The sequence below is a fragment of the Rhizobium sp. Leaf384 genome (genome assembly GCF_001424065.1).
Taxonomy (GTDB): Bacteria; Pseudomonadota; Alphaproteobacteria; order Rhizobiales; family Rhizobiaceae; genus Ferranicluibacter.
Genome location: NZ_LMQE01000001.1, coordinates 554,304 through 577,504, shown reverse-complemented (window position 1 = coordinate 577,504; position 23,201 = coordinate 554,304). Strand labels below are relative to the sequence as shown.

The following is a 23,201-nucleotide window of genomic DNA, read 5'->3' as shown; positions in this document are numbered from 1 at the left end:
GGGACATGGGGCGGAAGCTCCGGGGGTCAACCGCACGGCGCCGCTTGGTACGGTCAGCGGGTGCCGAGCTTGAGCCCCGGCGCCGGTCGCTCGTCGAGGATCTGCCGTCGAAAGCGGAAGAGCGCGGCCGGTCGCCCGCCGGTTCCCCCGGTGGTCATGCCGGTCGGTTCCACCAGCGAGGCGCCTTCCACGAGCCTGCGAAAATTCTGCTTGTGCAGATGCCGTCCGGAGATCGCCTCCACCGCTTCCTGCAGGCGCGTCAGCGTGAATTCCGGCGGCATGAGTTCGAAGATGACGGGTCGATACTTGATCTTTCCGCGCAGCCGGGCAACGGCCGTGGCAACGATGCGCCGGTGGTCATGGCGCATGGCCTGACCCACGGGAAGGCCTGCCGCGGCCGGCGTCTCTGCGCCGTTTCCCTCCGTGCCGCTCCGGCTTTCCGCAACGAGGCCGGCTTCGTAGAGCAGCTCGTAGCGTTCGAGAACGCGCTCCTCGTCGAAGGGGAAGTCGTCCAGGCCGAAGGCGAGCCGCAGGCGGCTGCGGCGGCTGCCCGGATCTTCCCGTTCCCACACGCTCAAGGCCGGCAGGATCACGCGATCGAGCACGGCCGGGCGTCCCCGCCGCCAGTCTTCCCACGGCAGGTAGACATACCATTCGCGCCAGTGGACCCCGGCCTGCGCGAGGTGCGATGTCGTCTCCGGGTCGCTCCGCGTGAGCGCGAGATAGCCGACGGAGACCATATGCAGGCGATCCTCGTTGGCCAGCCGCTGCCGGCCACGATCGCCGAAGGTATAGAGCTGCTCGATATAACCGAGATCGAGCGCGGTCTGCTCCTCGACCCGCGCCCGCACGCTCGTCTCGAAGGTGCGGTGAACGGCCGGGTCGAAGGGGCCGAAGGGCAGGGCATCCCGCCCGCCATCGCCGCCGTCGTTGACGACGAGAATGCGGGGCGACCGATCGACCATCGCGACGATCGCGGCATTGAGGCCGATCTCGACGGTCATGCCGCCCGGTACCGCCTCACGTGGCATCGGCTGGCACTCCGCGATCCGCAGGGGCGGGAGACAGGATGGCCGGCGGCGGCAGGGGATCGAACACGAACGGCGTGTTGCCATCCGCATCCTTGCCCCGATCGATGCGTTTCATGGCCCTGACCAGTCGACCGCCGCGGTCGAGCATGCTGTCACCGATTGCGATCAGGCGGGCATTGGGTGTTGCAAAGGGCGACGCCGCACGCAGCCGGTCTGCCAGTGTCTCGTCGTCCTGATCGGGTGCAACCGTGAGCGCAACAATGGCTGCGGCGGCGGGCGAGCGGGATACGCCCATCCAGCAATGCACGAGGAGCGGCGTCCGGCGATCCCAGCCTTGGGCAAACCGCACGATCTCTTCCACGTGCTCCTCGGCCGGCGCAATCAGCTTGTCGTTGCCGGCAAAGGTGATGTCGTTCAGCCCGAGCGTCAGGTGCCGCGTCGCCGCAATCACCCCAGGCCTGTGAAATGTGTGCCCGACAGCCATCAGGCTCAGCATGTCCCGGCAGCCATGACGGACGGCCATCTCCCCGATGCGGGCGAGCGGCGAAACGACGATCACGCTCATGTGTGCGCCTCCTGCACGGTCTGCCCGGCCGTCCGCTCCGCCTCGATCGCCTCGAAACGCGCGACGAAGAGCCGTTGCGCCTCGAGCGCGGGAAGAGGCTCCATCGCCAGCATGTCGCGCGTGATGCCGCGCGGCTGGCCGAAGATGCGGCGGCCTTCCTCGAGCGTGAAGCCGGCCAGCACGGTGGCTTCGAAATAGGCTGCGATCTGGTCGGCCTTCTTGATCCGCTCCTTCACGGCCTCGGGCGTGATCGGCGGCAGGCCGAAGCGCAGATGGATCGCACCCTCGAGCCGTTTCTCCACCACCTTGTAGCCGCCGCCGACCACGGCCTTGAAGGGCGATATCATGTCGCCGATGACGTATTCCGGCGCATCGTGGAGGAGCGCCATCTGGCATTCCGCAGCGCTGGCCTTGCCGTTGCGGCGAAAGATCTCCTCGACGATCAGCGAGTGCTGCGCGACCGAAAAGGCATGCGCGCCATCCGTCTGTCCGTTCCAGCGTGCGACGCGGGCAAGTCCGTGTGCGATATCGGAGATCTCGACGTCGAGCGGGGACGGGTCGAGCAGATCCAGTCGCCGACCGGAGAGCATGCGCTGCCAGGCTCGTGGCGACATCAGGCGCCCGCCTCGGAGGTCTTGGGAGCCGCGTCTGGTGACGGCACGGGGAAGGCGAGCCCGGTCCAGGCCGGCAGCGCCAGCGCCACCTTGACGTCGCCTGCCAGGATATCCGTCCGGTCCGCCATGGCTTCGCCCGCTTTGTCGATGCGCACGATGGCAAGGCCTGCGCGTCCCGCGACGCTTCCCAGCGTGCCGATGACCTTGCCGGCTGCCGTGATCGGCGTGCCGGACGCGGGCAGGGTGCCGTTTGCCTCCACCGTCACCACGCGTCGCCGCGCCGTACCCCGATGCTGCATGCGGGACACCACCTCCTGGCCGACATAGCAGCCCTTGCGGAAGGAAAGACCGCCATTTTTGTCGAGGAGAACATCGTGGGGGAACGCATCCTGCAACGCATAATCCGCGCCGGAAACCGCAATCCCGGCGGCGATGCGCGCAGCGTCGACACGCCCGCTGCTGTCGTCGACGCCGCTCGCGCCGTAGATCCGATAGGCGGTAACGCCCGACATCGCAAAGCGCACGTCGCGCAACGCGCCCTCGGCCAGCTCGAACGACACCGCGACAGCGGTTTCGGCATCCAGCGAGAGCGTGATGGGCGCACGCAGCTTGTAGAGCGTCAGCCGCTTCATGAGCGCGGGCGCCTGGTCGACATCGGTTTCGAGCCGGACGCCGTTGTCCGTCCGGCTGACGAGGAAGTCGAACAGGATCTTGCCCTGCGGGGTGAGGAGGGCGCCGGGACGAACCTCATCCGCCTCCAATTGCAGGAGATCGGTGGTGATCAGCGCCTGGAGAAACGCGATGGCCGGCTCTCCGGATACCAGGACGAGAGCGCGGTCGGGGACAGAGAGAAGAGACATGATCGATCCTGAAAGGGCCGGAACGCCCAGGCATTGAACGGGATGGCGCACCTGCACCGCGCAGGCCTTCGACGAAGGACGGCCGCACGCCTTGCACCGGTCGGCGCAGCTTCCGTTCGACCCAAGAGACCGGCAGAAGCACGCGACGCATGCTTGAGAGGTAGGCTTTCGACGGCTGCGCTGCAAGCACTCCGCCCCATGCGGCAGCGCATGACCGGCAAAGCGTTTCCAGACGGGCGCGAGCCTCAATCGCCGCCGATAAAGAACTTCCACTGACCGTCGGGCGTGATGCCGATGCGGTAGAAATTGTAGCTGCCGAACTCCTGCATGGACGCCACGTCGCCGGCGGTGACGAGACGCATCAGGTCGACCTTCTCCGGCGGGGTCAGGCTGTCGAGCGGCTTGGCCGCAAAATAGGGCCAGACATACATTTCGTCCGGGGTGCCCTTGTCGATCACGGTGAAGCCCGTGGACAGGACGTCGAGCATGATCGCCAGGATTTCCAGACCATCCGCGTCGCCGGAAAGACTTTTCACGGCAGCGACAGAATCGGTTTCCTCTCCGCTGTCGCCGATGGCCGTCGCCGTCTCGCCCTTGCCGAGCAGCGGGCGCAGGCGCTCGATGTCGCCGGAGGCGGCAGCCTCGACAATCAATTCGCGCATGCGGGCGACCGGCTTCGGGATCTTGGACACATCCGTCAGGACCTCGACCGGGCCTTCGCGCGTCTCGCTGCCGGGGGGCTGGGCGGTGGGGCCGCCTGCGGCGGGTGTCTTGCCGGGTTGCCCTTCGGCCTTGCCGGGCCGTGCCGGTGCCACCGGCTTGTTGACCAGCGGATCGGGCATGGGGATGGCGCCCGGTGCGGTGGGTTTGCTCGGGGCGCTGGCGTCGTCCTTTGACGGCGCGTCCGGCGCGCCCGTGGTCGCGCCGCTTGAACCCGCGTCATCGGGACCGGCATCGCCCGGGATCGTGCGCAACTGGCTGAGGGCAAGAGCCGGTGTCGTGGAAAGGAGGGACGTCGAGGCGATCAGGGAGGCGACGGCAAGCGCACCCACAAGAACGGATGGACTCCGGCTGTCCGACGAACGTGTCATGGCACTCTCGCTACTGGTGGGGCGCTACTGCTGGGGCGCTACTGCTAAGGGCGCTACGGCCGGCGCTTTACGTCTGGGGCGTCCGGAGACGGACGTGCCCGCATCGGGCAGCGGCTACTGAAGGGAGCGCTGCGGAGAAAACTCGCCCGCAAGCATGCGCTCGCGCAGCGAATTGAGCATGGCTTCAGCCCCGTCCTCGCCGTGAAGACGGATCGTCTCGCGCATGGCAAGCGCGATGGCGGCATCGGCGATGATCTCCGGCTCGATACCGTCCGCCATGCCGTCAGCCCACGCCTCGTTCTGATGTTCCAGGGCCGCCTGCATCTTCTCGTGGACGATCATGTCGTCTATCTCGTTGAGGCTCTGCTCCATCGATCGTTCCATGCAATTTACGCTTTCACATCACGCCGCATCGGAATCGCGGCGGCACTTGTTACCATGGTCTTAACAAGACTAGCAGTCTTTTACCGAAACGACACGGCCCGTTCGAAAAAAGGTTAACGCACCCCTAATTTCCGAAGCGCGAGACGATTTCGGCCGCCAGTGTTGCGCCTTCGTCACGGTAGCGCTTGTCGGCAAGCCGGGCGCTCGGCGTGCAGCGTGTATAGACCGCCGCAAAACTGCGATAGCCCCTGTTGAAGGCGGCGGTAAGGCGCGCTTTCCGATCCGCCTCCGCGCCGGCCTCCCGGTCGATCAGCGCCTGCATGTCCTCCCGCCATTCTCCGGCCGAGGCGTCGGCACAGAGCGTCCGCAAATAGGTGACGGAGCCGACGATTTCCGCCATGCGCAGCAGGCGGGCATCGTAGGGCGCCGGCTTCGGGGCGGCCGTATCGACGCTCGGCGCGGGCGCGCGTTCCGCGGCCGGTTGAGCCAGGGCGACGGGTAGGGGCATAGCCAGAAGCAGCAGACAGGCGGTGGCGCAGCGCAGGCGACAGACGCGGCGCGAGAGGGGGGCAAGAGTCATGCCGGCGAAGATGCCGGATTCCGCCGATTCCGCAAGGCCCGACCGTTTCATGATGCCCGCAGGGCTTCCAGCCTGGCGATGCAGTCCCGCACGCTCGGCGGCGCCGGCAGGTCAGCAATTTCGTCGGCCGTGTACCAGCCAAGGCTCGCGGCATCGTCTCCCGCCACGGCTTCGGCATCGACCTCTGCCTCGACGCGGAACACCGAGAGGAAGAAGTGCCGCCCGCCTGCGCCGTCCGCCTTTGCTGCCGGCAGGTCGTAGGTGGCAAAGAGCTGCGGCGCGGATCCGACGATGCCGGTCTCCTCGAGCAGCTCCCGTATCGCTGTTTCCGCCGGCGTCTCCCCCGGCTCGGACCGGCCGCCCGGAAAGGCATACATGTCGGCAGACGGCGGCTTGGAGCGGCGCACGAGGAGGTATCGTCCAGCGCGCACGACGATCGCCGACGAGGCGAGGGCGGGAGAAGGAGGCGGGGCGGGGGAAAGAGAGGCAGTCATGTCGGTTCCGTTCTGGCGTTGCATGCCAATCGTTCCTACATCAAGGGACGGGGCGAACGCGATCCTATGCGTCGCCGCAGAGTGGCCGAAGCCTGGCGGAATGGTCCGGCGCCGGTCGGTCACAGGGAGATCGACATCATGTGCGGACGTTTTGCCCTGACGGTCACGCCCGAGGAACTGGAAGAGGCGCTTGCCGTCATCGACGCCGGGGATTTTCCGCCGCGGTACAATATCGCGCCGACGCAGCCGATCCTGGTGGTCGCCGCCGCCGACCGCTCGGACCCGCGCAGCAACACGCCGCCGCGCCGCGCTGGGCTCGTGCGCTGGGGCTTGGTACCCGGCTGGGTCAAGGATCCCGGCGACTTTCCCCTCCTGCTTAACGCGCGCGCCGAGACGGCGATCGAAAAGGCTTCGTTCCGGGCCGCCATGCGCCATCGCCGCGTGCTTGTGCCCGCCTCCGGCTTCTACGAATGGCGGCGTCATCCGAAGGAGAGCGGCCTGCCGTCGCAGGCCTACTGGATCCGGCCGAAGGCGGGAGGGGTCGTGGCTTTCGGCGGGCTGATGGAAACCTGGGCTTCGGCCGACGGATCCGAGATGGATACCGGCGCGATCCTCACCACCCGCGCCAACGCGGCAATGGAGTTCATTCACGATCGCATGCCCGTGGTCATCCGGCCGGAAAATTTCGAGCGCTGGCTCGACTGCAAGACGCAGGAGCCGCGCGATGTCGCCGACCTGATGGTTCCGGCCGACGACGATCTCTTCGAGTTCGTGCCGATATCCGACGCGGTCAACAAGGTCGCCAACACCACACCTGACATTCAGACGCCGGTCACCGTCGCCGCGGTGCCGCGGCAGGCCGTCAACGCCCAGAGCCCGTCCGACAGGAAGCCGGGCGGCGCCAAGGCCGGGCCTGAAGCATCGCTGCACAAGAGTGACGGGCCTCAGCTGTCGCTGTTCTGAGCGCCCGGTCGCAACGCTGCGGGACCTCGGCTGCCGTCCGCGATCAGTGCTCGCGCCAGTCGCGGGCGCGATCCGAAACCTTCGTCGTCTGGGTCGATGCCTTGGGCTTCTGATGCAAAGCCGCGGCAGCCACGGCCTTCAGGCCGAGCGGGCGATAGCGGTCGATCAATGTCTCGTTCTTGGCAGCGGTATCCGCCGTGTCCGTCTTGCGTTCCGTCATGTCACTCTCTCCTTAATTTCATTCCGTCCCGGATCGGGTGCTGCTTGGTCACTTATACAACCTGCTGCACCCCTTTCGTTCCGGGAGACCCAAGCTTCCTGCGTTGTCCCCGCAAGCTCGACTCTCCAAGAAATCTATGGTTTTGAAGCGGTTCAATCATGACAAATTCATGTCCGTCTTGCGAGCTTTTTGCGAGCAAAAGCATGCTGCAACGCGGCAAAGCTCATGCTGCAATGCAACCGTCGGTGCGGACGGCCTTTCGGTTCTGGTGGTCAGGTTCGGCCCTTGACCCAAAGGACGAGAACGGCGATAAAGCCGGCATGAAAACGGACACCTGCATTATCTGCGGCTCGATCATTCGCTAGCGCTCGTCGCTGGCCTTTTCCGTTTCGTCTCCTTACCCAAGACAAAGATGACAACGCGAAGGCCGGCAGGCCGGCGCGGTCGATCCCTCGCGGAGATCATCCGGACGGGGCGTTCGGGCAGGAAGCCGACGACGTGACGACAACGATACAAAGACAACGAACCTAGACAGGGAGACCATACGCATGACGGACGTGCCGGCACTGAGGCTCTACAACACGCTGACACGCGAGAAGGCCGTGTTCACGCCGATCGATGCCGAGGATGTCCGTCTGTACGTGTGCGGCCCCACCGTCTACGACTTCGCGCATATCGGCAATGCCCGCCCGGTCATCGTGTTCGACGTCCTGTTCCGCCTGCTGCGGCATCTCTATGGCGAGGCGAAGGTGACCTATGTCCGCAACATCACCGACGTCGATGACAAGATCAACGCCCGCGCGCTGCGCGATTTTCCGGATCTGCCCCTCAACGACGCCATCCGGGCCGTCACGGAAAAGACCGAGACGCAGTTCCTGGCGGACGCCCGTGCGCTCGGATCCCTGGAACCGACCGTGCAGCCGCGTGCGACGGACAACATCGCCGAAATGATCGCGATCATCGAGGCGCTCATCGCGCGGGGGCACGCCTATGTCGCCGCCGGCGAGGTGCTGTTCGACACGACCTCGATGGCCGATTACGGTGCGCTTTCCCATCGCAATCTCGACGAACAACAGGCGGGCGCCCGCGTTGCGGTCGATGCCCACAAGAAGAGCCCCGGCGATTTCGTGCTGTGGAAGATGTCGTCCGAAAACGAGCCCGGCTGGGACAGCCCCTGGGGCCGCGGCCGTCCGGGCTGGCATATCGAATGCTCGGCGATGAGCCACCGCTATCTTGGCGAAACCTTCGACATTCACGGCGGCGGGCTCGATCTGATCTTTCCGCACCACGAGAACGAGATTGCCCAGTCGCGCTGCGCGCATGGCACCAGCGCGATGGCGAACGTCTGGATGCACAATGGCTTCGTGCAGATCGAAGGCCGGAAAATGTCGAAATCGGACGGCAATTTCGTCACGATTCACGCGCTTCTCCACACGGAGGAGTTCGGCGGCCGGGCCTGGCCGGGCGAAGTTCTGCGGCTGGCCATGCTGATGACGCAGTATCGCCAGCCGATCGACTTCAGCCTCAAGCGGCTCGAAGAGGCCCAGGGCATCATGCGTCGCTGGGCCGACGCCAAGCCGCGGGTCGAAGCCGTTCTGGCCGGTCGGCCCGACGCGCGCGCCTGGACGCTGCCGGCCGACAGCCCCGTTCTCGATGATCTCAACCTCTACCCGGTCATCACCGGCATGAATCAGCTCGCTGCCGAAGCGGCCAAGGGCGATCTGGACGCTGCGGCCGCCTTTCTCGGGCTCCTCGACCTCATGGGCTTCGAGGCGATCGAGCACCTGAGCCAGCAGGCAAACGATCGCGCCTCCGGTCATGACGACGAGGAGACGCGGTCCGAGGTCAACCGGCGGATCGCGCAGCGGCTCGACCTTCTCAAGGCGCGAAACTTCGCCGAGGCCGATCGCATCCGCGACGAGCTTCTGACCGACGGCATCCAGCTGAAGGACGGCAAGGACGCGGAAACGGGAGAGCGTGTGACGACCTGGGAGATCCGGCGCTAGAGGCGTCAAGCGAGCGCCGGCCTTGCTATCCGGCGACGATCGACATGAAATGCAAAACGAAACGCGAGCGTACAGGATGGAAGGCATTTTTGCGCAGCACGACAGGCAATGGATCTTTCCTTCATGCGACGCGTCAGCCTCCGGACTCCGTTTGGGAGCGGCGGGCACCATGTCGCTGATGTTCATAGGATTTTCTGTAGGGCGCAACCAAGGAGAGTTCGCAGCATGACGGATGACATGCGTGCAGGCGGATGCCAGTGCGGCGCGGTGCGTTTCCGGGTGGAAGGTCCGCTCGGCGATGCCTCCGTCTGTCATTGCCGGATGTGCCAGAAGGCGTGCGGCGGGTACTATCTGCCGCTGGTTTCGGCGCGTTCGGCCCGGCTCGCCTGGACACGCGGGCAGCCAAGGCATTTCCGGTCGTCCAACCATGTGCAGCGCGGCTTCTGCGCGGATTGCGGCACGCCGCTGACCTACGAGGCGCCCGACGGTATCGCGCTCGCCATCGCCACCTTCGACGACCCGGGAGCGATCAGGCCCGTCATCCAGTGGGGCACCGAGGCAAAGCTGCCCTGTGTCGATGGCATCCGCGATCTGCCCGAACAGGACACGATGGCCGATATCACGGCAGCGCCGTTCCTGGAGTCCCTGGTGTCCTACCAGCATCCCGACCACGAGACCGACCAATGGCCGCCGCAGGAGAGACCGCAGTGAGCAAGGCCATCATCCCGGACCAGACCCCGCCAAGCGGCGGAACAACAGGCGGCGAAACAACGGGCCGCGAAAGGACGGGCGGCTGCCAGTGCGGCGCCGTGCGCTTCCGTGTCGACGGCAAGCTCGGCCGCCCGTCGATCTGCCATTGCCGCATGTGCCAGAAGGCGTTCGGCGGATTCTTCGGCCCGCTGGTCACGGTTCCCGAAGACGGTTTCGTCTGGAGCCGGGGCGAGCCGGCCTGGTTCCAGTCCTCCGTCAACATCGCGCGCGGCTTCTGCGCCGCCTGCGGCACGCCGCTGGCCTATCGCCATCCCGGCGGTCTCGAGATCGCCATCGGCGCCTTCGATGACCGGGCGGATCTCGCGCCGCAGATCCAGGTGAACGTGAAGGCCCGGCTTCCCTGGGTCACCACCATCTTCGACCAGCCGGTCCACACGGACCCGGACTATTATGCGCAGCAGGAAGCCGTCATTTCCTTCCAGCACCCCGATCACGAGACCGCCGATTGGCCGACCCACGGACTAAGCCTATGACCCCAGAGCACGACACGGACACCAGCCTGCGCGGCCTTTACCCACCGATCGAAGCCTATGCATCCGGCCATCTCGATGTCGGCGACGGGCACAGGGTCTACTGGGAACGCGCCGGCACCCCCGGGGCGAAGCCCGCCGTGTTCCTGCATGGCGGACCGGGCGGCACCAGCGGACCGAACCATCGCCGCCTGTTCGACCCTGCGCTCTATGACGTGCTCCTTTTCGACCAGCGCGGTTGCGGCAGGTCCACGCCGCATGCGGGGCTTGAAGCCAATACGACCTGGCATCTGGTGGCCGACATCGAGCGGCTGCGCGAAATGGTCGGGGTCGAGACATGGCTGGTCCACGGCGGTTCCTGGGGCTCGACTTTGGCGCTTGCCTATGCCGAAACCCACCCCGAGCGGGTCTCGCAGCTCGTCCTGCGCGGCATCTACACGCTGACGAAGGCCGAGCTCGAGTGGTACTACCAGTTCGGCGTCTCCGAAATGTTTCCCGACAAATACGAGCGCTTCGTCGCGCCCATCCCGCCCGAGGAACGGCACGAGATGATGCAGGCCTATTACCGCCGCCTGACCGGCGACGATATCGCGTTGCGTCGCAGGCTCGCCAAGATCTGGAGCACATGGGAGGGCGAGACGATCACGCTTCTGCCGCAGCCCGACACCAGCGGCAAGTTTGCCGAGGACGATTTCGCCGACGCGTTCGCCCGGCTGGAAACGCACTATTTCGTGCATTGCGGCTGGATGGACGAGGGCCAGCTCGTGCGCGATGCGCATCGGCTGCAGGGCATTCCCGGCGTCATCATCCAGGGGCGCTACGACATGCCGTGTCCCGCGAAATACGCCTACGCCCTGCACAAGGCCTGGCCGCAGGCAGAGTTCCACCTGGTCGAAGGCGCCGGTCACGCCATGAACGAGCCCGGCATCCTCGACCGGCTGATCCGCGCGACCGACAGCTTTGCCGGAAAGGACGCCTGACCATGACGCGCGAGCGCATCTTCCTGTTCGACACCACCCTGCGCGACGGTCAGCAGACGCCCGGCGTCGATTTCTCCGTCGAGGACAAGATCGCCATCGCCGCGATGCTCGACGATTTCGGCATCGACTACGTCGAGGGCGGCTATCCCGGTGCCAACCCGACCGATACCGCCTTCTTCGCCAAGCGCCGGACCCGCAACGCCCGGTTCGTCGCCTTCGGCATGACGAAGCGAACGGGGGTGTCCGCCGCCAATGATCCCGGGCTGGCCGCGCTTCTCCAGTCGGCAAGCGACACGATCTGTCTCGTGGCGAAGAGCTGGGACTACCACGTGGCCGTGGCGCTCGGCTGCACCAACCAGGAGAACCTCGACAACATCACGGCATCCGTGGACGCCGTGGTGATCAGCGGTCGCGAGGCCATGGTCGATTGCGAGCACTTTTTCGACGGGTTTAAGGCCAATGCCGACTATGCGCTCGCCTGCGCACGCGCCGCCTATGATGCCGGCGCCCGCTGGATCGTGCTCTGCGACACCAATGGCGGCACGCAGCCGGAAGAGATCCGCGCCATCGTCGCGTCGGTCATCGCCGCCGGCATCCCCGGCGAGCGTCTCGGCATCCACGCCCACAATGATACGGGGCAGGCCGTCGCCAATTCGCTTGCCGCGGTCGAGGCCGGCGTCCGCCAGATCCAGGGAACGCTCAACGGTATCGGCGAGCGTTGCGGCAATGCCAATCTCGTCACGATCATCCCGACACTGGCGCTGAAGCACGTCTTCTCCGCCCGCTTCGAGACGGCCATCGATACGGACCGCCTGCAGGAACTGACGAAGCTCTCCCACGCTTTCGACGAGTTGCTCAACCGCTCGCCGGACCATCAGATGCCCTATGTCGGCGCCTCCGCCTTCGCCACCAAGGCCGGCATCCACGCGTCGGCGCTTCTGAAGGATCCGCGCACCTACGAGCATGTCACGCCGGAAAGCGTCGGTAACCTGCGCAAGGTCATGGTGTCGGACCAGGGTGGCAAGGCGAATTTTATCAACGCCCTGAAACGTCGCGGCATCGTGGTCGGCAAGGACGATCCGCGGCTCGACAAGCTGATCTCCATCGTGAAGGAGCGCGAAGCGACCGGCTACGCCTATGAAGGCGCTGATGCGAGCTTTGCCATCCTGGCCCGCCGAACGCTTGGTCATGTGCCCGACTTCTTTCATGTCGAGAGCTTCCGGGTGATGGTGGAGCGGCGATTCGACGCCAACGGCCAGTTGAAGACCGTGTCGGAAGCAGTCGTCCGCGTGACCATCGACGGCGAGGAGACCCTGTCGGTTGCGGAAGGTCACGGCCCGGTCAACGCGCTCGATCTCGCTCTGCGCAAGGATCTCGGCAAGTACCAGAACGAGATCGGCGATCTCGAGCTTGCGGACTACAAGGTGCGCATCCTCAATGGCGGCACGGAGGCCGTGACCCGCGTGCTCATCGAATCCACCGACGGCACCGGTGCACGATGGTGGACCGTCGGCGTCTCCGACAACATCATCGACGCCTCGTTTCAGGCCCTGATGGACAGTATCGTCTTCAAGCTTTTGAAGAACCGCGACGAGGTGGTGGCGGCCGCGGCAGAGTAGGGTCTTCCTGCAGACGTCGCTGCCATAAGACAGTCCGGGCGGGTGTTTCGAGCGAACACCGCCGGAGGATGCGCGCCGCAGGAAAGCGCGGCGCGCGCCGAAGCGCGCTTCGGGAGGCTTCAGAGCACCAGTCGGAACTTGGCAAACCCGTCGCCACCGTCGCCGGCATCCTCGATCCGCGCGGCCTTGACCTCGCCGAGCAACGGCCGTGCCTTCGGTCCCGTCTCAAAGAGTGCCGTCGTTCCCGGCATTGGCTTGAAGCGCCAGTTGGCGTCGGCTGCGGGGTTGATCGTGCCCTCGGCGTGGATGTAGCGGACGATGACGTCGCGGTTGGTGTCGGGGGCCGCGAAGACGACCTTGTCGCTGGCGATCTCGGGGAACTTGCCCCCGCCGCCAGCTCGGTAATTGTTCGTGGCGACGACGAACGTCGCTTCCGGATCGATGGGTTTTCCGTCGAACGTCAGGTCTCTTATCCGGTGGGACGCCTCGTTCACAAGCCTGCCGTCCGTGTCGAAGCGGGGTGGTTGGGACAGATCGATCTCGTAGGTCACGCCGTCGATGACGTCGAAATTGTACGAGGGAAAGCCGGCATTGAGGAGCGGCTGGTCCGTCTGTCCGGGTATGAGGGTGTTGAACATGCCCGCCGACATTTCCAGCCAGTTCTTCACCTGTGCCCCGGTGATGACCACCGCCTGGACGGTGTTCGGATAGAGATAGAGATCGGCCACGTTCTTGATGGCGATGTCGCCGGCCGGCACGTCGGTGTAGTAATCCGCGCCGCCGCGGCCACCGGCCTTGAAGGGAGCGGCCGCCGAGAGAACGGGCAGATCCTTCCACGCCGTCTCCTTCAGCATGTCCCTGACGTACCAGGTCTGCGCCTGGGCGACGATCTGAACGGACGGATCGTCGGCCACCAGCGCAAAATAGGAGTAGAGCGGCGCGGATGTCTTGCCGACGGGCGTGCGGACATAGGCCAGCGTCGCCTCGTGTTCGTCCTTGGCGGCGGTCAGGATATCGGCCCGGTCATTGACGTCGGCCACGACCTTCTTGTCCTCGCGGTGATAGATCGGCCGCGCCTCGGTGGTGAAGTCGATGATCTTCCAGCGCCGGCCGTCGCGCTCCAGCAGAAGATCGATAAGCCCGAGATGGGAGCCCCAGAAGCCGGCCATGACCGCAGGCTTTCCCTGCAGCGTGCCCCTGACCGGATCCACGCCCGCAATGCCGTCAAAGCTCTTGGGGCCGGGGAAAACGAGGTGCTGATGCCCGGTCAGCACGGCGTCGATGCCCTCGACGCCGGCCAGATAGAGCGAGGCGTTTTCCATGCGGTCGGTCTGGCCCGTGCCGTCGATGCCCGAATGCGACAGGGCGACGATGATGTCGGCGCCGTCTTCCTTCATCACCGGAACCCAGGCGCGGGCGGCTTCCACGATGTCGCGCGTCTGCGCCTTGCCTTCGAGGTTCTTGATGTCCCAGAGCATGATCTGCGGCGGAACGAAGCCGATGAGCCCGATCTTCAGCGGGCTCGCCGCGCCGGTGCCGTCCGTCACGGTCTTCTCGATGATCGTATAGGGCTTGAAGAACAGCGCGTCCCGGGTCGGGTCCTCGGCCAGCATTCCCTTCGTCAGGTTGGCGCAGACGTAAGGAAAATTCGCGCCGCCCAGCGCTTTCTCCATGTAGTCGAGCCCGTAGTTGAACTCGTGATTGCCGAGCGTGCCGGCTTCGTAGCCGAGCAGGTTCATGGCCTTGATGACGGGATGGACGTCGCCGGCTTTCAGACCCTTCTGATAGGCCATGAAGTCGCCCATCGGATTGCCCTGCAGGATGTCGCCGTTGTCGACCAGAAAAGAATTGCCGGCTTCTGCGCGGATCGCGTCGATGATCGAGGCCGTGCGCGACAGGCCGAGCGTCTCGTTCGGCTTGTCGCCGTAATAGTCGTACGGGTAGACGTGAACGTGGATGTCCGTCGTCTCCATGATGCGCAGATGCGCCTGATTGGCGGCCGCGCGGGCGGCGAAGGGATGGAGCATCACAAGCCCGGATGCCGAAGCAAGTCCCCCGAGAAAGGTGCGGCGGCTGACGCCGGCGTTTGTTCCGGTCAGGTTTGCACGGCCCTGGGGCAGGCGGCTTTGGGACAGGCGGGTTGGGGATGGGCGGCCCTCGGACGGGCAGACGGGCGCTGAGGGGGAGGACATGACGTTCCTTTCGTGCCGGTTCTTCTCAAGCCGGATCCCGTGCCGGACGATCCTCGTTGCGATCCCCTCCGGCAATCCGGCCTGCTCTGGGCGGGAAAGCCCGCCGCTCTCCACCTTGCAGGCAAAAGCGACGGTCGTGTGTCACCAGAATTCGTTGATCGTTCAGGGAAATGAATTGGAGCCGCCCGGTCTTTTCGCGTAAGCCGCAGGCTTGACGCGACGTGCGGGAGACAGGCTGCACCCTGGCAGGGGTTGCGCATGTCTGCGCGACAAGGCCGGAGGAGGGCCTCGACATGGCCGACGTGACATCCAAGCCGATGGCGACAGCCTCTGTTCCCGGCAATGGCGACAGCCGCCGCGGCTTCCTGCTGGCCACCATCGCCTATCTCTTCTGGGGCGTCCTGCCGCTTTTCATGAAGGGCATCGGGCACATTCCGGCAGCAGAGGTCGTGGCCCATCGCATCGTCTGGTCGGTCCCGCTCGTCGGCGGCTTCATCCTGTGGCTCGGTCGCACGGCAGATCTGAAGCTGGCTCTGCGCTCGCCGCGCATGCTTTTGATGGCCTCGCTCACGGCGATCCTGGTGACGTTCAACTGGGGCATCTATGTCTGGGCGATCGGTGCGGGTCGGACGCTCGAGGCGGCGCTCGGCTATTACATCAATCCGCTGTTCTCGATCTTTCTCGGCGCGGTCCTGCTGAAGGAAAAGCTGAACCGGGCACAGCTGGTCGCGATCGGTTTTGCCGTCGCTGCCGTTGCCATCATCGCTTTCGACGCCGGCGGGCTGCCCTGGGTGTCGCTCGGCCTCTGCGTGTCCTGGGGTTTCTATGCCTTCTTCCGCAAGACGCTGCCGGTCGGGCCGAACCAGGGCTTCTTTCTGGAGGTGATGCTGCTCTCGGTCCCGTCGCTCGCCTACATCCTGTATCTCGAAGCGTCGGGGCAGGGGCATTTCACCGATACCGGCATGACTGACGTGGCCTGGCTCGTCTCGTCCGGCGTCGTGACCGCCGTGCCGCTGCTGTTCTATGCCAACGGCGCCAAGCTGCTGCGTCTCTCCACCATCGGCATCATGCAGTATATCGCGCCGAGCATCGTCTTTCTCATTGCGGTCTTCCTGTTCCACGAACCCTTCGGCATGGTGAAGCTGATGGCCTTCGGGCTCATCTGGATGGCGCTGGTGATCTATACCGGGTCCATGCTGGTGGAGAGCCGCAAGGCCCGTCAGGCGGCCGCGCTGCGCAGTGCCTGATGCAAGGTGGCAATGCCTGATGGAACGAGGCAATGCCGGATGGACGGAGAATGTGCCCATCCGGAGAGGTTCGGTGCGGAGAGAACCGCACCCCGCCACGCCGGGAAATGGGCTTTCGCCTACATCCTGTCGATAATGTCGCTCTCGCCGCCACGGTCGACCGTACCGGCCCAATGAGCCTTGAGCGCCGGGACCACCTCGTCCGGATCGTCGATGACGAGGGGCTGCACGAGATGCGCCGTGTGGATGAACCCGCTGTCGGCCATGTGGTGGATCAGCTTCATCAGCGGGTTCCAGAAGCCGTTGATGTTGACGAGCACGATCGGCTTTCGGTGCCGCCCGAGCTGCGCCCAGGTCATGATCTCGACGATCTCCTCTAGCGTGCCGATGCCGCCCGGCAGCGTCACGAAGGCATCCGCCCGCTCGAACATCTTGTGCTTGCGCTCGTGCATGTCGGCGGTGACGACGAGTTCGCTCAATTGACCGAGGGAATGCCGGGTCGCCTCCATGTCCATGAGGAACTGCGGTATGATCCCCGTCACGCGGCCGCCCTTGGCCAGCACGCCGCTGGCCACGGCCCCCATGATGCCCTTGGTGCCGCCGCCATAGACGAGATGCAGGTGGTGTTCGGCGATGGATTGGCCGAGCCTGCGGCCCGCATCCATGAACTCGGGCTCGCGCCCCGGCTGGGACCCGCAGTAGACGCAGATGGATCGAATCGGAACAGGTTGATCGCTCATACCCGAAGCAGACATCCGGTCTGCCGGCGCGTCAAGGCATGCACCAGGCTAAACATGTAAAAAGGCGCTTGCAAAGGCGCCAGAACATGCATCCCTGCTTGTGGAGTGGGCTGGATATCGCTAGCAATTTCAAGAGATGCGCGCTGGGCGACGTCCCATGCGCGCGCGACGGTCCGGCCCGTCATCAAGGCCGATGAGCACGGCAAGCGTTTTCGTTGAACACGGTCGGTCGAAACGCCCGTGGTGGAGAGTTGCATGAGGAAGAATACGGCAGGTCTGGTCGCGCTCGTCGTGCTGGCAGTCGCCACGCTTTTGATGATCTTCGTCGTCTTGCCCAATGTCGGTGACAAGGCACCGTCGACGGATGCCAAGAGTGCGGGCGCAGGAAGCCCGGCGCCGGCAGACGGAGCCCCCGGAACGCCCGGCGCGCTTTCAGGCAGCGGCGATACCACGACGGTCGAAGCGAAGGGCAATCGGCCCGGCGCCGGCAATGCTGCAAATCCGGCAGACGCGGGTGTTCAATCTCAGCCGAACGCAGGCGCGGCATCGGCGGACCAGATACCGGCCGGCCAGACACCAACAGATCAGACACCGGCAAATCAGACACCGGCAGGCCAGCCGACGTCGGATCAGGCGGGCACGGGCACCGCCGATCAGGCCACTCCGGGTCAGGCAGCCGCAAATCAGGCAGGCGCAACTCAGGCAGGCGCAACTCAGGCAGGCGGTCAGCCGAACACGTCGCTGACGCCGGCGGCGCCAGGCGGGACTGCGCCGTCTGCCACCACCGCCCCTGCCGCAGGCTCGACCGTTGCTGCTGACGGCGCCCCGGCACCGAGCTTCGACGTGTTGCGCGTGGAGCCGGACGGCTCGACCGTCATTGCCGGCCGCGCTGCGCCGAACAGCAAGCTGGAGATCGTCAATGGCAACGTCGTCGTCGGCACGGCGGATGTCGGGGGATCCGGCGATTTCGCGGCGGTGTTCGACAAGCCGCTCGCACCCGGTGATTATCAGCTGACATTGCGCAGCACGACGCCCGCCGGCACCGTCACCGCCTCGGAGGAAGTTGCCACGGTTTCCATTCCCAAGGTCGACAACGGGCAGCTCCTCGCCATGGTCACGAAGCCGGGAGAGGCCAGCCGCATCCTGACCGCGCCTGCCGCAGCCGGGACGCCCGCGGCGACCTCTCCGTCCTCGGCTGCGCCGTCTGCAAGCGACCAGGCCGCAGTGCAGGCGCCTGCCGCGTCTGCCCCCGGGGTAGTCCCAAGCGCCGCTTCTGGGGCCAACGGTCCACAGCCAGCCACGTCCGAGGCAGCGCCGACGTCGCCGGTCGCCGTGTCCGCGGTCGAGATCGAGGGCCGCAAGCTCTTTGTCGCCGGCACCGCGCGGCCGAACGCGACCGTGCGCATCTATGCGGACGACCAGCTGGTCGGCCAGGGCAAGGCGGACGCGCAGGGCCGCTTCGTCATCGATGGCGAGCTCGCCTTGTCCGTCGGCCAGCACGTGATCCGGGTCGACATGATCGGTGCGGATGGAAAGGTTCAGTTGCGCGCCGCCGTGCCGTTCGAACGTCCGGAAGGCGATCAAATCGCGGCTGTCGCGCAGACACCCGCCAGCGGCGCCGATCCGGCTTTCGATGGCGCCATCTTCGACGCCTCGCGCATGGAGGCGGCCAAGGCCTTCGCCTTGCTGAAGGCTCTCTTTGCCGACGGCAAGCTGCCGGGTCTCGACCAGCTGGCCGCAGCCCGCTCCGCCACGGAAATCGCCCTGACGTCGCTTGCCGGCGTCAAGCCGGTCGCCGGCATGCAGACAAGCGTTGCCGATCGCGTCACCACCACCACCAAGGCGGCCGCCGAGGCGCTGGCAATCCTGAAGCCCGTGCCCCGCGATGCCGCCGCCGTCGGTGCCGTACTGGGTCGCCTCGACATCGCGATGGCCCGCGTGCTGGAAACGGCGCCCGCTCTGGCCGCAAACGGTTCGGCCAGGGTGACGGCGCCTGCACCCGTCGATCAGGTGACAAACGATCGGGCAGCAAACGCTCAGCTGGACAGCGCGGCTGCACAGAAGACCCAGGCGAACGAGACCACCGGGATCGCCCCGGTCGCGCCGGATCAGCCTGTCGCCGGCTCTGCCGCGACGCAGTCTTCGCAGACGGCCGGTGGGGAACCGCAGACGGTGCAGCAGGCGCCTCTGCAGCAGAGCAAGAGCTCGGTCATCATCCGCCGCGGCGATACGCTGTGGCAGATCTCGCGCCGCGTATACGGGGCAGGGGTCCGCTACACCACGATCTATGTCGCCAATGAGGACCAGATCCTCGATCCCGACCGCATCCTGCCGGGCCAGGTCTTCGGCGTGCCGGACAAGGCGCTGCCGGACGCGGAGTCGCAGGAAATCCACCGCCGACACATGCAGCACACGCCGTAAGGTCGCGCCGCACGGCGGCAGGGCGCAGCTGTCGGGCTGCAGGCCATTGCCGCGGCGGGCGAGGGAGCCTATGTGATAGCAACGCGAACGGCGCCTTCCGCAGGGGGCGCCGTTTGCATGTTCGACCGGCGCTCCCTCTGTCGGCCGCATGTCCCTGCCGGCTGGAAACGCGAAGACATCATGACGGACCAGAAGAAGACCGTGTCGGCGGATGCCGGCAATCCGCTGCAGACCATCCTCAACCTCTGGCCCTATATGTGGCCGAGCGATCGTGCCGACCTCAAGATGCGCGTGGTCTGGGCGACGGTCATCCTGCTCGTTGCCAAGATCGTGCTGCTGCTCGTGCCCTATTTCTTCAAATGGGCGACGGATGCGCTGAACGGCCGCGCCGACATGACCGGCATTCTCCCCGCCGCCATGACCGGCGCGCTGATGCTGGTCGTGGCCTACAATCTGGCCCGCCTGCTGCAGGCGGGGCTCAACCAGCTGCGCGACGCGCTGTTTGCGAGCGTCGGCCAGCATGCGGTCCGCCAGCTGGCCTACCGGACCTTCGTTCACATGCATCAGCTGTCGCTGCGCTTCCACCTGGAACGCCGCACCGGCGGCCTGTCGCGCATCATCGAGCGCGGCACCAAGGGCATCGAGACGATCGTCCGTTTCACCATTCTCAACACGGTGCCGACGCTGATCGAGTTCCTCTTGACCGCCGCGATCTTCTGGTGGGGCTACGGTTTCTCGTACCTGCTGGTCACCGCCGTCACGGTCGCGGTCTATATCTGGTTCACGGTGAAGGCCAGCGACTGGCGGATCTCCATCCGGCGCTCGATGAACGACAGCGACACCGACGCCAACACCAAGGCGATCGATTCGCTGCTGAACTTCGAGACCGTCAAGTATTTCGGCAATGAGCAGATGGAGGCGACCCGCTTCGATCAGTCGATGGCGCGGTACGAGAAGGCGGCAACCCAGGTCTGGACCTCGCTCGGCTGGCTGAACTTCGGTCAGGCGCTGATCTTCGGTCTCGGCACGGCGATCATGATGGTGATGTCGGCGCTCGCCGTGCAGCGCGGCGAACAGACGATCGGCGATTTCGTCTTCATCAACGCCATGCTGATGCAGCTCTCGATTCCGCTCAATTTCATCGGCTTCGTCTACCGCGAAATCCGTCAGGGTCTCACGGACATCGAACAGATGTTCGATCTGCTCCAGGTGCAGGCGGAGGTGGTCGATGCGCCCGACGCCAAGGCCCTGGCGATCGACAAGGGCGCCATTGTCTTCAAGGACGTGCATTTCGCCTATGACGCGGCGCGGCCCATTCTCAAAGGCATCAGTTTCGAGGTCCCTGCCGGCAAGACCGTCGCCGTGGTCGGCCCGTCGGGTGCCGGCAAGTCGACGCTGTCACGCTTGCTCTACAGGTTCTATGACGTCCAGCAAGGTGCGATCACCATCGACGGTCAGGACGTTCGGAGCCTGACCCAGAAGAGCCTGCGCGCCGCGATCGGCATGGTTCCGCAGGATACCGTGCTCTTCAACGACACGATCGCCTACAACATCCGCTACGGCCGCATCTCCGCCTCTCACGACGAGGTCGAGGCGGCCGCCGAGATCGCCCAGATCGGCACCTTCATCAAGACGCTGCCGGAAGGCTACAACGCCATGGTCGGGGAGCGTGGATTGAAGCTGTCGGGCGGCGAGAAGCAGCGTGTCGCCATCGCGCGGACGGTTCTCAAAAGCCCGCCGATCCTGATCCTCGACGAGGCGACCTCGGCGCTCGACACGCGGACGGAGCAGGAAATCCAGGCCGCCCTCGATATCGTCTCGCGCAACCGCACGACCCTTGTCATCGCCCACCGCCTCTCGACCGTGATCCAGGCCGACGAGATCATCGTGCTGAAGGACGGCGTCATCGCCGAACGCGGCACGCATGGCGAACTCATCGACCGCGAAGGCCTCTACGCCTCGATGTGGAGCCGCCAACGCGAGGCGACCCAGGCGGCCGAGCAGTTGAAGAAGGTCCAGGAGGAAGACGATCTCGGCATCGTCACGCGTCGCCCGCCGGCCGTGTGAGGCGGGCTGACCGGCGGGGCGTCCGGTTGGGGACATACCCCCGCCCGGGCGTCGCTCAGGGCAGGGACCGGGCCGCTTCGAAGCGGCGTCGGACAGCTAGCCACCTTTTCCGGATCGAATGGCCGATGCGCTTCCAGTGTCGCTGGCGTTTCGAGCGCAAAGGCGCGTTCGCCCAGGCCGTATCCGCACGCAACGCAAGGTATGCACGTTGCTGCGGATGGCGGCATTCTTCGGAGTTCGGTTTGGCATGGATGAAGTGCACGATCACCGCACCCGCATAGTCGTCCTCCATTTGCGCGTTCCACTGCCAGCCAAGCTGCAAGGCGCGCCCGCTGACGAGCAGGTTGAGGACATCCTGGTCAAGAAACGAAAACTGCCCCGAGTGCAAAAGCGCAAAGCACCTGTCGCTCGCCTTCTCGTTTCTCCAGGCCACGGCGTCGATGACCAGAACGCCTGCGTTGAAGTAGAACTCTTCATCGCTCCGCACGAGGCGTCTGTTCATGTCCCGAAGAGAGGTTTGGCCTCGTGCCTGCACTCCGGCAATGAGATGATCGCCGAGCGGCACCGTGAAAAGATGCGACATATCCCTGAGCACCAGCGTGTCGGCGTCGAGATAGACGATGCGCGAATGCCGCTCGCCGACATAGTCCGGCAGGAGCAGTCTCGCATACGTCGCGCGGCTCCAGGCGTTCGTCGTCCTCAGGTATCGAATGTCGCGCAGCATCGCTTCGTCGATGTCGATGAAGGTGATGGGGCGCCCGACGGACTGCTGAATCCGGTCCTTGTCCCGCGTCCTGAGGCCGTCGCCCAGAATACAGAATTCCACATCGGGAATATTGCCATTGAGATGCGCAGACCGCAGCATGACAGCCGCAAGCTCGGCATAGTTCCGGTCAATGCAACATGCCAGCATGCCCGTCCTCTTACATTTAAGAACAACCTGTTATAAATATCGCTCATGCGAGGTCAATGGCAGCAACGGCTGTTTGCCCGGCGGCGTGCGTTTTGGGCCGCTTGGCCCTCGCGTTTTGCGCGCCGCATCCCATATCCTCCTGCAAGCCGCCCTTGTTGCCGCCCGGGACGATTCCCTATAGGTGCAGGGTCGGAGTTTAATGGAGACGCTGCCCTCATGAGCCTGATCACGTCCGTTCGCAACACGCTGGTGCCGATCAATAAAGCCGGCTACCCGTTCATTGCCGTGTTCTTCGTCGTCTCACTCCTTCTCGGTTTCCTGTGGGAGCCGCTGCTCTGGATCGGCTTTCTCCTCACGGCCTGGTGCGCCTATTTCTTCCGCGACCCCGAACGCGTGACGCCGGTCGATGACGATCTCGTCATCAGCCCTGCCGACGGTCGCGTCTCGTCGGTCGCCTACATCGTGCCGCCGGAAGAGCTCGGCCTCGGCTTCGAGCCGATGCTGCGCATCTCCGTCTTCATGAACGTCTTCAATTGCCATGTGAACCGCGCGCCCATGCGCGGCACCATCACCCGCATCGCCTACCGCGCCGGACAGTTCGTCAATGCCGAACTCGACAAGGCCAGCAGCGAGAACGAGCGCAATGGTCTGGTCATCGAGACGGCCCATGGCGCGATCGGCACCGTGCAGATCGCGGGGCTGGTGGCCCGCCGCATCATCTGCTGGGCGTCGCAGGGCGAGCAGCTGCAGGCCGGCCAGCGTTTTGGCCTGATCCGCTTCGGTTCGCGCCTCGACGTGTTTCTGCCGGCAGGCGCCGAACCGCGCGTGAGCCTTGGGCAGCTTGCGATCGCCGGCGAGACGGTGCTGGCGGAGTTCGGCTCCGAGAAGGGCCCGACCCTCGGCCGCCGCGATTGATGCGCCCGTCACCAGATGCCAGTACCGGCATGGTCGTGACCGGGCCGAGGTGATTGCA

Annotated in this window: 23 protein-coding genes; 11 read left to right on the top strand and 12 right to left on the bottom strand. The window is 65.4% G+C overall.

Translation table 11 applies throughout. The features are described 5' to 3' along the window. Nucleotides 1-53: 53 nt before the first annotated feature. The 5 genes from ASG25_RS02790 to ASG25_RS02770 all read right to left on the bottom strand — a co-directional run bounded on the left by ASG25_RS02790 (nucleotide 54) and on the right by ASG25_RS02770 (nucleotide 4,161). The gene (locus ASG25_RS02790) at nucleotides 54-1,031 is read right to left on the bottom strand and encodes an NAD regulator (RefSeq protein ID WP_156379642.1); all 978 of its coding nucleotides are present in this window, start codon (nucleotides 1,029-1,031) and stop codon (nucleotides 54-56) included. Next, complete coding sequence (locus ASG25_RS02785; RefSeq protein ID WP_062468951.1) at nucleotides 1,021-1,596, bottom strand: tyrosine phosphatase family protein; 576 nt, start codon at nucleotides 1,594-1,596, stop codon at nucleotides 1,021-1,023. Before ASG25_RS02785 ends, ASG25_RS02790 begins: the two co-directional genes overlap by 11 nt. After that, the gene (locus tag ASG25_RS02780; protein WP_156379641.1) at nucleotides 1,593-2,213 is read right to left on the bottom strand and encodes an HD family hydrolase; all 621 of its coding nucleotides are present in this window, start codon (nucleotides 2,211-2,213) and stop codon (nucleotides 1,593-1,595) included. Before ASG25_RS02780 ends, ASG25_RS02785 begins: the two co-directional genes overlap by 4 nt. Further along, nucleotides 2,210-3,070: a folate-binding protein YgfZ gene (locus tag ASG25_RS02775; RefSeq protein ID WP_062468935.1), complete on the bottom strand. Its 861-nt coding sequence runs from the start codon at nucleotides 3,068-3,070 to the stop codon at nucleotides 2,210-2,212. The genes ASG25_RS02780 and ASG25_RS02775 overlap by 4 nt, the downstream gene beginning before the upstream one ends. Nucleotides 3,071-3,315: 245 nt before the next feature. Further along, the gene (locus ASG25_RS02770) at nucleotides 3,316-4,161 is read right to left on the bottom strand and encodes a hypothetical protein (RefSeq protein ID WP_062468933.1); all 846 of its coding nucleotides are present in this window, start codon (nucleotides 4,159-4,161) and stop codon (nucleotides 3,316-3,318) included. On the opposite strand from ASG25_RS02770, the gene ASG25_RS23585 reads away from it, so the two are divergent. Beyond that, nucleotides 4,160-4,282 carry a hypothetical protein gene (locus tag ASG25_RS23585; protein ID WP_277996158.1) on the top strand — a complete coding sequence of 41 codons (123 nt, stop codon included), beginning with the start codon at nucleotides 4,160-4,162 and terminating at the stop codon, nucleotides 4,280-4,282. The two genes, ASG25_RS02770 and ASG25_RS23585, sit on opposite strands and share 2 nt — an antisense overlap. On the opposite strand, the gene ASG25_RS02765 is transcribed toward ASG25_RS23585, so the two are convergent. From ASG25_RS02765 to ASG25_RS02755, 3 genes are all read right to left on the bottom strand, one after another. Next, complete coding sequence (locus tag ASG25_RS02765) at nucleotides 4,276-4,545, bottom strand: hypothetical protein (protein WP_092988168.1); 270 nt, start codon at nucleotides 4,543-4,545, stop codon at nucleotides 4,276-4,278. The genes ASG25_RS23585 and ASG25_RS02765 overlap by 7 nt on opposite strands. Before the next feature lie 124 nt (nucleotides 4,546-4,669). Next, a complete protein-coding gene (locus ASG25_RS02760; protein ID WP_244479296.1) occupies nucleotides 4,670-5,176 on the bottom strand; it encodes a TIGR02301 family protein in 507 nt (168 codons plus the stop codon). Then, the gene (locus tag ASG25_RS02755; protein ID WP_062471977.1) at nucleotides 5,173-5,619 is read right to left on the bottom strand and encodes an NUDIX domain-containing protein; all 447 of its coding nucleotides are present in this window, start codon (nucleotides 5,617-5,619) and stop codon (nucleotides 5,173-5,175) included. The genes ASG25_RS02760 and ASG25_RS02755 overlap by 4 nt, the downstream gene beginning before the upstream one ends. A 138-nt stretch (nucleotides 5,620-5,757) precedes the next feature. On the opposite strand from ASG25_RS02755, the gene ASG25_RS02750 reads away from it, so the two are divergent. Further along, nucleotides 5,758-6,582: an SOS response-associated peptidase gene (locus ASG25_RS02750; protein WP_082479987.1), complete on the top strand. Its 825-nt coding sequence runs from the start codon at nucleotides 5,758-5,760 to the stop codon at nucleotides 6,580-6,582. Between the two features lie 43 nt (nucleotides 6,583-6,625). Here ASG25_RS02750 and ASG25_RS23060 read toward each other — a convergent pair whose 3' ends face one another. Then, nucleotides 6,626-6,802, bottom strand: a complete 177-nt coding sequence (locus tag ASG25_RS23060; RefSeq protein WP_164490737.1) for a hypothetical protein — start codon at nucleotides 6,800-6,802, stop codon at nucleotides 6,626-6,628. Between the two features lie 548 nt (nucleotides 6,803-7,350). Here ASG25_RS23060 and cysS point away from each other — a divergent pair. The 5 genes from cysS (at nucleotide 7,351) to cimA (ending at nucleotide 12,648) form a co-directional block, all read left to right on the top strand. Further along, nucleotides 7,351-8,808, top strand: coding sequence for a cysteine--tRNA ligase (gene cysS, locus ASG25_RS02745; RefSeq protein ID WP_062468928.1), 1,458 nt, complete (start codon nucleotides 7,351-7,353; stop codon nucleotides 8,806-8,808). Nucleotides 8,809-9,033: 225 nt separating this feature from the next. Beyond that, the gene (locus ASG25_RS02740) at nucleotides 9,034-9,519 is read left to right on the top strand and encodes a GFA family protein (protein WP_062468924.1); all 486 of its coding nucleotides are present in this window, start codon (nucleotides 9,034-9,036) and stop codon (nucleotides 9,517-9,519) included. Nucleotides 9,520-9,530: 11 nt separating this feature from the next. Then, complete coding sequence (locus ASG25_RS02735; protein ID WP_062471974.1) at nucleotides 9,531-10,052, top strand: GFA family protein; 522 nt, start codon at nucleotides 9,531-9,533, stop codon at nucleotides 10,050-10,052. After that, nucleotides 10,049-11,029, top strand: coding sequence for a prolyl aminopeptidase (gene pip / locus ASG25_RS02730; RefSeq protein WP_062468921.1), 981 nt, complete (start codon nucleotides 10,049-10,051; stop codon nucleotides 11,027-11,029). Before ASG25_RS02735 ends, pip begins: the two co-directional genes overlap by 4 nt. A 2-nt stretch (nucleotides 11,030-11,031) precedes the next feature. Beyond that, a complete protein-coding gene (cimA, locus tag ASG25_RS02725) occupies nucleotides 11,032-12,648 on the top strand; it encodes a citramalate synthase (protein ID WP_062468916.1) in 1,617 nt (538 codons plus the stop codon). A gap of 119 nt (nucleotides 12,649-12,767) precedes the next feature. Here cimA and ASG25_RS02720 read toward each other — a convergent pair whose 3' ends face one another. Then, entirely contained in the window at nucleotides 12,768-14,675 is a 1,908-nt protein-coding gene (locus ASG25_RS02720; protein WP_244479337.1) for a bifunctional 2',3'-cyclic-nucleotide 2'-phosphodiesterase/3'-nucleotidase, read from the bottom strand. Between the two features lie 482 nt (nucleotides 14,676-15,157). Between ASG25_RS02720 and rarD the strand changes: the two genes are divergently transcribed. Then, a complete protein-coding gene (rarD, locus tag ASG25_RS02715) occupies nucleotides 15,158-16,087 on the top strand; it encodes an EamA family transporter RarD (protein WP_062471968.1) in 930 nt (309 codons plus the stop codon). Between the two features lie 119 nt (nucleotides 16,088-16,206). On the opposite strand, the gene ASG25_RS02710 is transcribed toward rarD, so the two are convergent. Beyond that, a complete protein-coding gene (locus tag ASG25_RS02710) occupies nucleotides 16,207-16,827 on the bottom strand; it encodes a TIGR00730 family Rossman fold protein (RefSeq protein WP_062468914.1) in 621 nt (206 codons plus the stop codon). A gap of 255 nt (nucleotides 16,828-17,082) precedes the next feature. Between ASG25_RS02710 and ASG25_RS23320 the strand changes: the two genes are divergently transcribed. Together ASG25_RS23320 and ASG25_RS02700 are read left to right on the top strand one after the other, a co-directional pair. Next, on the top strand, nucleotides 17,083-19,248 hold the full coding sequence (locus tag ASG25_RS23320; protein WP_062468911.1) for a LysM peptidoglycan-binding domain-containing protein: 2,166 nt from the start codon (nucleotides 17,083-17,085) through the stop codon (nucleotides 19,246-19,248). Between the two features lie 180 nt (nucleotides 19,249-19,428). After that, on the top strand, nucleotides 19,429-21,315 hold the full coding sequence (locus ASG25_RS02700) for an ABC transporter ATP-binding protein/permease (protein WP_062471965.1): 1,887 nt from the start codon (nucleotides 19,429-19,431) through the stop codon (nucleotides 21,313-21,315). A gap of 55 nt (nucleotides 21,316-21,370) precedes the next feature. On the opposite strand, the gene ASG25_RS02695 is transcribed toward ASG25_RS02700, so the two are convergent. Beyond that, nucleotides 21,371-22,228, bottom strand: a complete 858-nt coding sequence (locus ASG25_RS02695) for a glycosyltransferase family 8 protein (protein ID WP_062468908.1) — start codon at nucleotides 22,226-22,228, stop codon at nucleotides 21,371-21,373. A gap of 216 nt (nucleotides 22,229-22,444) precedes the next feature. Between ASG25_RS02695 and ASG25_RS02690 the strand changes: the two genes are divergently transcribed. Further along, on the top strand, nucleotides 22,445-23,143 hold the full coding sequence (locus tag ASG25_RS02690; RefSeq protein ID WP_062468905.1) for a phosphatidylserine decarboxylase: 699 nt from the start codon (nucleotides 22,445-22,447) through the stop codon (nucleotides 23,141-23,143). Nucleotides 23,144-23,201: the final 58 nt, after the last annotated feature.

Excerpts from the sequence above, each read along its gene's own strand:
- ASG25_RS02790 (WP_156379642.1), bottom strand. The coding sequence starts at position 1,031 with ATGCCACGTGAGGCGGTACCGGGCGGCATGACCGTCGAGATCGGCCTC.
- ASG25_RS02785 (WP_062468951.1), bottom strand. The coding sequence starts at position 1,596 with ATGAGCGTGATCGTCGTTTCGCCGCTCGCCCGCATCGGGGAGATGGCC.
- ASG25_RS02775 (WP_062468935.1), bottom strand. The coding sequence starts at position 3,070 with ATGTCTCTTCTCTCTGTCCCCGACCGCGCTCTCGTCCTGGTATCCGGA.
- ASG25_RS23585 (WP_277996158.1), top strand. The coding sequence starts at position 4,160 with ATGGCACTCTCGCTACTGGTGGGGCGCTACTGCTGGGGCGCTACTGCT.
- ASG25_RS02770 (WP_062468933.1), bottom strand. The coding sequence starts at position 4,161 with ATGACACGTTCGTCGGACAGCCGGAGTCCATCCGTTCTTGTGGGTGCG.
- ASG25_RS02765 (WP_092988168.1), bottom strand. The coding sequence starts at position 4,545 with ATGGAACGATCGATGGAGCAGAGCCTCAACGAGATAGACGACATGATC.
- ASG25_RS02760 (WP_244479296.1), bottom strand. The coding sequence starts at position 5,176 with ATGAAACGGTCGGGCCTTGCGGAATCGGCGGAATCCGGCATCTTCGCC.
- ASG25_RS02755 (WP_062471977.1), bottom strand. The coding sequence starts at position 5,619 with ATGACTGCCTCTCTTTCCCCCGCCCCGCCTCCTTCTCCCGCCCTCGCC.
- ASG25_RS02750 (WP_082479987.1), top strand. The coding sequence starts at position 5,758 with ATGTGCGGACGTTTTGCCCTGACGGTCACGCCCGAGGAACTGGAAGAG.
- ASG25_RS23060 (WP_164490737.1), bottom strand. The coding sequence starts at position 6,802 with ATGACGGAACGCAAGACGGACACGGCGGATACCGCTGCCAAGAACGAG.
- cysS (WP_062468928.1), top strand. The coding sequence starts at position 7,351 with ATGACGGACGTGCCGGCACTGAGGCTCTACAACACGCTGACACGCGAG.
- ASG25_RS02740 (WP_062468924.1), top strand. The coding sequence starts at position 9,034 with ATGACGGATGACATGCGTGCAGGCGGATGCCAGTGCGGCGCGGTGCGT.
- pip (WP_062468921.1), top strand. The coding sequence starts at position 10,049 with ATGACCCCAGAGCACGACACGGACACCAGCCTGCGCGGCCTTTACCCA.
- cimA (WP_062468916.1), top strand. The coding sequence starts at position 11,032 with ATGACGCGCGAGCGCATCTTCCTGTTCGACACCACCCTGCGCGACGGT.
- ASG25_RS02720 (WP_244479337.1), bottom strand. The coding sequence starts at position 14,675 with ATGCTCCATCCCTTCGCCGCCCGCGCGGCCGCCAATCAGGCGCATCTG.
- rarD (WP_062471968.1), top strand. The coding sequence starts at position 15,158 with ATGGCGACAGCCTCTGTTCCCGGCAATGGCGACAGCCGCCGCGGCTTC.
- ASG25_RS02710 (WP_062468914.1), bottom strand. The coding sequence starts at position 16,827 with ATGAGCGATCAACCTGTTCCGATTCGATCCATCTGCGTCTACTGCGGG.
- ASG25_RS23320 (WP_062468911.1), top strand. The coding sequence starts at position 17,083 with ATGAGGAAGAATACGGCAGGTCTGGTCGCGCTCGTCGTGCTGGCAGTC.
- ASG25_RS02700 (WP_062471965.1), top strand. The coding sequence starts at position 19,429 with ATGACGGACCAGAAGAAGACCGTGTCGGCGGATGCCGGCAATCCGCTG.
- ASG25_RS02695 (WP_062468908.1), bottom strand. The coding sequence starts at position 22,228 with ATGCTGGCATGTTGCATTGACCGGAACTATGCCGAGCTTGCGGCTGTC.
- ASG25_RS02690 (WP_062468905.1), top strand. The coding sequence starts at position 22,445 with ATGAGCCTGATCACGTCCGTTCGCAACACGCTGGTGCCGATCAATAAA.